The organism is Tissierella pigra, from assembly GCF_009695605.1.
Classification (GTDB): domain Bacteria; phylum Bacillota; class Clostridia; order Tissierellales; family Tissierellaceae; genus Tissierella; species Tissierella pigra.
In genome coordinates, this window is sequence record NZ_VUNQ01000040.1 from 26,370 (window position 1) to 34,435 (window position 8,066).

An 8,066-nucleotide genomic window follows, 5' to 3' on the forward strand; every position below is an offset into this window, starting at 1 on the left:
GTGATATGACCTAACACAGCGAATGATAGTGAGCTTTAGTAGGTCAAACGTAACGAACGTCAAATTCATGCGAAGGGCAGTGAGCAAATGAATTTGTGCAGTGAGACTACGTGATATGACCTAACTTGGCGAACTAAGCTGAGTTGATGTAGGTATAATCCCGAGAAAATAAAAAATTTGGAGGGATTTTATGTACACATTAAGTAGAGAATCATGGAACACTAAAACAATGGTAAAGATTTCAGTACTAGGAGTAATTTCATTTATTTTAATGTTTTTTGAAATACCGTTGCCATTTTTAGCACCAACCTTTATGAAATTTGATATTAGTGATTTACCTTCCCTTATTGGCTCTTTTGCCATAGGACCTATGGCAGGAGTAATCATTCAATTTTTAAAAAATGTGCTGAATCTTTTAATTGAAGGAAGTACAACTGGCGGAGTAGGAGAGATGGCAAACTTTGTAGTAGGCTCAGCATTTGCTTATACAGCTGGATTTGTATATTATAAGAAAAAAACCTTTGGCAGAGCTGTAATAGGGCTTACTTTAGGAACTATAGTTATGACCATAGTTATTACTTTAGCAAATTATTTTATAATGTTTCCACTATATGCAAAGTTAATGGGACAAAATATACAAGTATTTGTAGATATGGGAACAGCCATAAATAAAAGTATTACAGATTTAAGAACTTTAATGTTAATTTCAGTAGTACCATTTAATTTGGTAAAAGGAATTATAGTAACAGCAATAACATTACTAATATATAAAAGAGTATCACCGATACTTCATAAATAAAATCATTGAAAGTTAAAAAAGGTGTTTATAACTCATTAAGTTATAAGCACCTTTTTTTAATTCCTTATAAATTCCTTATAATTATCTATTATACTTTGATTATAAATTAAATATAAAAAATAGGAGGTAAATAGCATGTCAGATTATATTCTAGAAATAAAAGATTTAACTAAAAAATTCAAAACTCAAATAGCTGTAAATAACGTTTCCTTGTCCATAAGAAAAAATTCTATATTGGGTCTACTTGGACCAAATGGGGCAGGAAAATCTACTACTTTAAAAATGATTTCAGGAATTATGAAACCTTCATCTGGAGAAATATTATTTGAAAACAATCCATGGTCTAGAAAGAATTTAAAGGATATAGGTGCATTAATAGAAAGTCCTGCAATCTATCATAATTTAACTGCAATGGAAAATTTAAAAATAGCCTGTACTCTCTATGGACTTCCTTATATAAGAGCAGAAGAAGTGTTGGAGATTATAGACCTTAAAAAATCAGATAAAAAGAAAGTAAAGCATTTCTCCATGGGAATGAAACAAAGATTAGGTCTTGGAATGGCTATTATCAACAACCCTAAGCTACTTATATTAGATGAACCTACTAATGGATTAGACCCAATAGGAATAGAAGAATTAAGAAATTTAATTAAGTCTTTTCCATCTAAGGGGATTACAGTAATTCTATCTAGTCATATTTTATCAGAGGTAGTACAAGTTGCTGATGAAATAGGAATTATATCCAATGGAATCCTTGGATATAATGGAAAAATCAATAAAGAAGATAATCTTGAGAAATTGTTTTTAGATGTTGTAGAGAGAAATAGAGGTGAAAATATATGATAGATATAATTAAATCAGAATTTCAAAAAAGTAAAAGAACGTCAATAAATAAATTTATTATAATAACACCATTACTTGCACTTCTGTTTTCATTTTCATGGGGGGGAGGTCAAAATGGGGCATATAATTGGTGGTATACTATGTTTCTGCCAGGTATGTTAGCTATTATTTCATCTCAAGTAATTACAGCAGAGAAAAAAATTGGATATAAAGGGATTTTATTATATCCTATAGACAAAAAAGATATATGGTTAGGAAAAATAGCATATATAAGTATACTAATTATAATCACCAGCTTAATATTTATGATGGGAATTATAATAATAGGATTTGTAGACAAACCTGTAATACCATTAAAGGCTAATATATTAGCTACAATTATATTGATAATTACATTTTTATTTCAGATTCCAATGAGTTTATTCTTGACGGCAAAGTTTAATATGTTTGTTACTGTTCTCTTCAATATAGGAATGACTATCTTTGGAGTAGTAAGCTTTGGAATCAATTCATTTTTAAAGTTTTCTCCCTATGGAATAATATCTTCATTGATGTGTCCCATACTTAAAATTTTACCAAATGGACTTTCAGTTCCAGAAAATAGTCCTTTATTAAAGGGAGATACTATAATAAGAGATACTACTATTAATATAATTACTTTCCTTATAATAACTATATTAACTACTATATGGTTTAAGAAGAAAGAGGTAAATTAAATGAATGATTTAAAAAGACTATTGAAAACTGATATAATAAAATTAAAATCTTCAGGATTACTGTGGATTCATTGTTGTGTTCCCCTATTAAGTTTGATTATTTTTTTAGGATATTATTCTTATACTCCATGGAAAGACCTTAGTAAAATATCTGCATATTTACAGGTATTATGTATATCCTTTCCATTATTGATAGGAATAATTACTTCAATAATAGGAGAACAGGAACATATGGCAGGAGATTTCCAAAATATATTAGTTAGTTCAAGGATTAAATTTTTATCATTTATAAGTAAATATATAGTAGTATTAGTATTAGGGCTTCTAAGCACTATACTATCTGTCATTGGGTTTTATATAGGTTTTTCATATATGGGAAATAATATTTTTTCCTTTAATATATATTTATCTGTTATTTTCATATTAATCGGAAGTAATCTATTAGAATATATTTTTCATTTTTTTCTAAGTTTTAGATTTTCAAAAGGAGTTTCTATTGGAGTTGGAATTGTAGAATCACTTATATCAGCTTTATTTATAACTGGAATGGGAGATGGAAGATGGCCATTTTTTCCATGTGCTTGGAGTATTAGATTTATTAACTCTTTGATGATAAAATATGGAAACATTAATAATTATGTAGATCCATCTTTGAACTTAGGTATTAAGATTGCTTTTGTTGGAACGATTTTAGCTTTTATAATGGTATTAGTGTGGTTTACAAAGTGGGAAGGAAATAAAAGTGAAGAATAGGAGGATTGTATGGCAAAAATCTTGGTAATAGATGATGACATAGGAATATTGGATTTAGTAGATAATATACTGAGTAAAAGCGGTCATTTTATTAAAAAAATAAATCAACCAGAGGAAGTTTTTAATGAAAACTTAAACTATTATGATTTAATAATCCTAGATATTATGATGCCTAATATTGATGGATTTCAATTATGCTCTAGAATAAGGGAGAAGGTTGATTATCCAATTCTATTTCTTACGGCAAAAGTGGAAGAAGCAGATATAATTAAAGGATTAGGATTAGGGGCTGATGATTATTTGACTAAACCTTTTGGAGTTCAAGAATTACGTGCAAGGGTAGATGCCCATCTTAGGAGAGAGCAAAGAGAAAAAACCAATTCAATGAGTATAGGAAATATTAGATTTTTAATGACTAGTAAAGAATGTTTTGTATTAGAAGACAAAGTAGGACTTACTAAAAGTGAGTATGAAATAAGTGAGTATTTAGCTCTTAATCACGGTCAAATATTTTCAAAGGAGCAAATCTTTGAAAGAGTTTTTGGGTTTGAAAAAGATAGTAATTTAAGTGCAATTGTAGAACATATAAAAAATATTCGGGCTAAATTCCTTGAATTCAATGAAGAACCAATTAAGACAGTTTGGGGAGTAGGGTATAAATGGGATTAAAAAAAGAAAAAGAGCTTAGGTCAATTTTCATAAAATATATACTTTCTCTTGGATTTTTTATTATAATTTTATTGATGATTAATTATTATCTAATTTTTATAGTTTCCTTTGGAGTATATCCAGCTAATTATTCAGAAAAAATTATTCAAAAGAATCTTGATAAATTAAAAGAATCTCCTAAGGTCACAATGGATTTACTGACACCTATGTGTAGCTTTGGAGTTTATTCAAATGATGGAGATTATTTATATGGAAATTTTTCTAAGGTGGACCAAGATCTAATTTGGGATAATTATAATAATAATAAGATGTCTTCTGGGATAATGAAATATATAGCTAGCATTAAACGAGAAGATGGTATATTACTAATAAAATATCCTCTTACTTTACAATATAAAAATGAAAAATTAAGATCAGTTTTACCTAATGGAGAAATTACAACTATTATAGTATTTATTATAGAATTTATCATAGTGCTGCTTTTAGTATCAAATAGATTTGCTAAAAAGATTAATAAAGAATTAAAGTTGCTTTTATCTGCAACTAAAAAAATAGAAGAGCAGAATTTGGAATTTGATATAGAAAATAGCAACTTAAGAGAAATCAATATGGTTCTTCAAGGAATTCATAAGATGAAAAGTTCTTTAAAAGTTGCACTGGAAGAACAATGGGCAATAGAGCAACAAAAACGAGCACAAATCTCTGCATTAGCTCATGATGTAAAAACTCCTCTTACAATAGTCAGAGGTAATATAGGATTACTTGTAGAAACTGATATAACAGAGGAGCAGAAAAGCTATTGTAATTATATTGAAGAAAGCAGTAAGCAGATGGAAGAATATATACAACGTCTATTGGCTATTGCAAGAAATCAGACAGAAAATAATATCCAAAATGAAAATATCTATGTAGTGAAGATGTTAAAACACTTAAAAAGTCAAGGAGATGCCCTAGGAAAAACAAAAAATATCAAAATTATTTTGGAAATAGATATTGAAGAAGATGTATATATAAAAGGAAATAGAAATGAGTTAGAACGTGGAATAATGAATATTATAGTAAATGCAGTAGACTTTTCTCCAAAGAACTCTACTGTGAAGGTTAATGGTTTTATAGATAATTTTTACCTGACCATTGAAGTAATAGACCAAGGCAAAGGATTTTCTCCCAAAATGTTGAGATATGGAAAAGAACAACTAATAATGGGTGATGAAAGCAGAACAAAAAGTGGACATCATGGACTGGGTTTATATATAGCTGATACTATTATTAAAAAATATAATGGAGAACTTATATTATCCAACGATGTAAATGGTGGTGGAATAGTTAAAATTAAAATTCTTCTTTAATTTAATATAAAATGCTCTTTCTGATATTATCTTATTTTGATTCTTACCAGAAAAGAGCATTTATTTTTACAGAATTGTAGATTAGTTTATACTAATAGGATATGATTTTTATTTAAGTTCATTTTTTGCTATTATTATTTTTATATCTTCGTAAGTAATATCTTCAGGCAAAGCTTCCTTAATAGGCTTTAATTTTTCTAATCCCAACTGATTGATTACAGATAATATTTTTTCTTCTTTTCTAGGATTATCTATAAATCTGAGCCAATCCACTGCTTTTCCTTGTTCTTGAGATTTTGCAAGATGTTCTATTATGGTGTTTTTAGTAAAGTTTCTTTTTTGAGATATTTCTTCTAAGGAAAGCCCTTCTAGATAACAGCCATAAGTTAACTCATATCTATCTGCTAAATCCTCTCTAATAATTTTTGGGGGAGCCTCTATGGATTCTATATCATTGGTATTACAATAAGTTTTGATTAAATCCATAAAACTTTCTCCGTAGCTTTCATATTTTTTAAGTCCTACGCCTTTTATAGTAAGCATAGATTCTTTGTTTTGAGGAAAAATCGAAGCCATTTCCTTTAATGTGGAGTCATGAAATATCATAAAAGGTGCTAGTCCATTTTCTTGAGATATGGAATATCGTAGAAGCTTTAACTCCTTAAATAAATCTTCATTAAAGTTTTCCAATACATCTCCTGTAAAAGATTTCTTTTCATTAGAAGATTTGGTTTCTACTAAATGTTTTTTGTGATGGACTTTAACTTCTCCTTTTAATACTTTTCCAGCATTTGCTGTTAGCTTTAAAACAGGGTATTTATCTGTAGTTATATGAATATATCCCATGGACACTAAAGTCATTATTATTTCTCTTAATGTATTTTCTCCATATTCCTTCATAATTCCATATGTGGATACCTTATCAAGTTCCATTTCAAGGAGCTTCTTACTTTTTGAACCCCTTAGAACTTGAATTACTGTAGTTAAACCGTATCTTTCTTGAACTCTATATATACAAGATAATATTTTTTGTGATTCTATGGTAATATCCATCATTTCAGATTGATCTATACAGTTCCCGCAATTCCCACAGTTATTGTGACTACCTTTTTCTCCAAAGTATTCCAATATACTGTTTCTAAGACAATCATGAGTATGACAGTAATCTACTAAATACTGAAGATTTTTATATAGCAAGGTTTCTCGTTCTAAAGACATAGGATTATTTTGGATTAAAAGTTTTTGCTTTACTATATCTTGTGGAGAATATAAAAGAGTACATCGACTACTTTCTCCGTCTCTTCCTGCACGTCCTGCCTCTTGGTAATATGCCTCCATATTCTGTGGCATATTATAATGAATTATAAATCTAACATCTGGCTTATCTATTCCCATGCCAAAGGCATTAGTTGCTACAATTATTTGAACTCTATTGAAAATAAAACTATCTTGATTTTCCTGACGGGCGTCACTACTCATTCCACCGTGATATGCTACCACCGAAAATCCATCTCTAGATAATTTTTCAGTTAAACTTTCTACAGTCTTTCTTGTTGCACAATAGATAATTCCAGATTCATTAGGATAATTGTTTTCTATATAATTTTTTAAATAAGTATATTTATCACTGACCTTAATTACCTCATAAAATAAATTTGGTCTATCAAATCCAATAATAGATTCTACAGGATTTTTAAGTTCAATTAATTCCTTAATTTCTTCAATTACCTCTTTAGTAGCAGTTGCGGTATAGCAGGATACCACTGGTCTACGGGAAAGGTTTCTTATAAACCTTGGAATTTCTCTATAGGAAGGTCTAAAATCGTGACCCCATTGGCTAATACAATGAGCTTCGTCGATGGCAACCATAGATATATTTATATCATTTACTAGATTGAGAAAAGATAAGGTATTTAAACGTTCAGGTGCTACATAGACTATTCTATAATTACCTTCTTTAATCTCTTGTACTCTATAATTATATTCTCTATCGTCCAAGGTACTATTGATAAAAGTACCAGTTATTCCAATTTCATTTAAGGAATCCACTTGGTCCTTCATAAGAGATATTAAAGGTGAAACCACTATAGTAATGCCATCTAATAAAACAGCAGGTAATTGATAACAAAGGGATTTTCCACCACCAGTAGGCATTATACCTAAGACATCTTTTTTATTTAATATTCCATTTATTAATTTTTCTTGACCATCTCTAAATTCTGTATATCCAAAATAGGTTTTAAGAGATTCATAAATATCCACAAAATCACCTCGTATACAATTTTATACTCTTTAAGTGAGAATATCAAGAATAGAAGAGCAGATATAAGGAGTTATGAAAAAATAAAAAACTATAATTTTTATTACAGTTAGAGATTCTAAAGAGGGTATAATAAATGGTATAAAAATTGGATGAGATGAATATTTTAAAAGATGTAGGATTGATGATAAATAGTAGAATTGTGTAGGTGAGAATATGAGGAAAAGTATAATATTATTTTTATTATTATTGTTGTTACTATTTGTAATTTTCCCGAGGACTGGTATGTATGGATTTCTGTTTGATAGAGGGAAATATGAATATATGGACGAATCTTCCATTGAAATAATATCAGATTTAGATGAACTAAGTCCCAAGACTAGAGAGTTGGCTATTAGTTTTTTAGAAAAATGTAAAGAAAATGGGCTTTCTGTGCGAATTACAGAAACTTATCGAACTCAGGCTCGACAAGATATGTTATATAAACAAGGAAGGACTACATCTGGTTCAATTGTTACATGGACTAGAAATAGCAAACATACCAAAAGACGTTGATATGAGACAATACATTTGTGACAAGTAAATATGAAAAAAGGAAAGACCTCTGATATAATGTTGTTTACCATAACAAACAAAAATCGGAGGGATCTTTCCTTATGAAAACAATTATAACAGAA

General features: G+C 28.9%; 8 protein-coding genes. 7 read left to right on the plus strand and 1 reads right to left on the minus strand.

The genetic code is table 11. From position 1 onward, the window contains the following. Window positions 1-190: 190 nt before the first annotated feature. The 6 genes from FYJ83_RS14825 (at window position 191) to FYJ83_RS14850 (ending at window position 5,129) form a co-directional block, all read left to right on the plus strand. On the plus strand, window positions 191-799 hold the full coding sequence (locus tag FYJ83_RS14825; protein ID WP_154441783.1) for an ECF transporter S component: 609 nt from the start codon (window positions 191-193) through the stop codon (window positions 797-799). A 135-nt stretch (window positions 800-934) separates the two neighbouring features. Then, the gene (locus FYJ83_RS14830; RefSeq protein WP_154441785.1) at window positions 935-1,642 is read left to right on the plus strand and encodes a lantibiotic protection ABC transporter ATP-binding protein; all 708 of its coding nucleotides are present in this window, start codon (window positions 935-937) and stop codon (window positions 1,640-1,642) included. Next, window positions 1,639-2,358: a lantibiotic immunity ABC transporter MutE/EpiE family permease subunit gene (locus FYJ83_RS14835; protein ID WP_154441787.1), complete on the plus strand. Its 720-nt coding sequence runs from the start codon at window positions 1,639-1,641 to the stop codon at window positions 2,356-2,358. Before FYJ83_RS14830 ends, FYJ83_RS14835 begins: the two co-directional genes overlap by 4 nt. Beyond that, entirely contained in the window at window positions 2,359-3,111 is a 753-nt protein-coding gene (locus FYJ83_RS14840; protein ID WP_154441789.1) for a lantibiotic immunity ABC transporter MutG family permease subunit, read from the plus strand. A 9-nt stretch (window positions 3,112-3,120) separates the two neighbouring features. Beyond that, the gene (locus FYJ83_RS14845) at window positions 3,121-3,780 is read left to right on the plus strand and encodes a response regulator transcription factor (RefSeq protein WP_154441791.1); all 660 of its coding nucleotides are present in this window, start codon (window positions 3,121-3,123) and stop codon (window positions 3,778-3,780) included. Further along, window positions 3,771-5,129, plus strand: a complete 1,359-nt coding sequence (locus FYJ83_RS14850) for a sensor histidine kinase (RefSeq protein ID WP_154441793.1) — start codon at window positions 3,771-3,773, stop codon at window positions 5,127-5,129. The genes FYJ83_RS14845 and FYJ83_RS14850 overlap by 10 nt, the downstream gene beginning before the upstream one ends. Before the next feature lie 108 nt (window positions 5,130-5,237). Here FYJ83_RS14850 and recQ read toward each other — a convergent pair whose 3' ends face one another. Next, window positions 5,238-7,391: a DNA helicase RecQ gene (recQ, locus tag FYJ83_RS14855; RefSeq protein WP_216585607.1), complete on the minus strand. Its 2,154-nt coding sequence runs from the start codon at window positions 7,389-7,391 to the stop codon at window positions 5,238-5,240. A 214-nt stretch (window positions 7,392-7,605) separates the two neighbouring features. On the opposite strand from recQ, the gene FYJ83_RS14860 reads away from it, so the two are divergent. After that, a complete protein-coding gene (locus tag FYJ83_RS14860) occupies window positions 7,606-7,944 on the plus strand; it encodes a M15 family metallopeptidase (RefSeq protein WP_154441794.1) in 339 nt (112 codons plus the stop codon). Window positions 7,945-8,066: the final 122 nt, after the last annotated feature.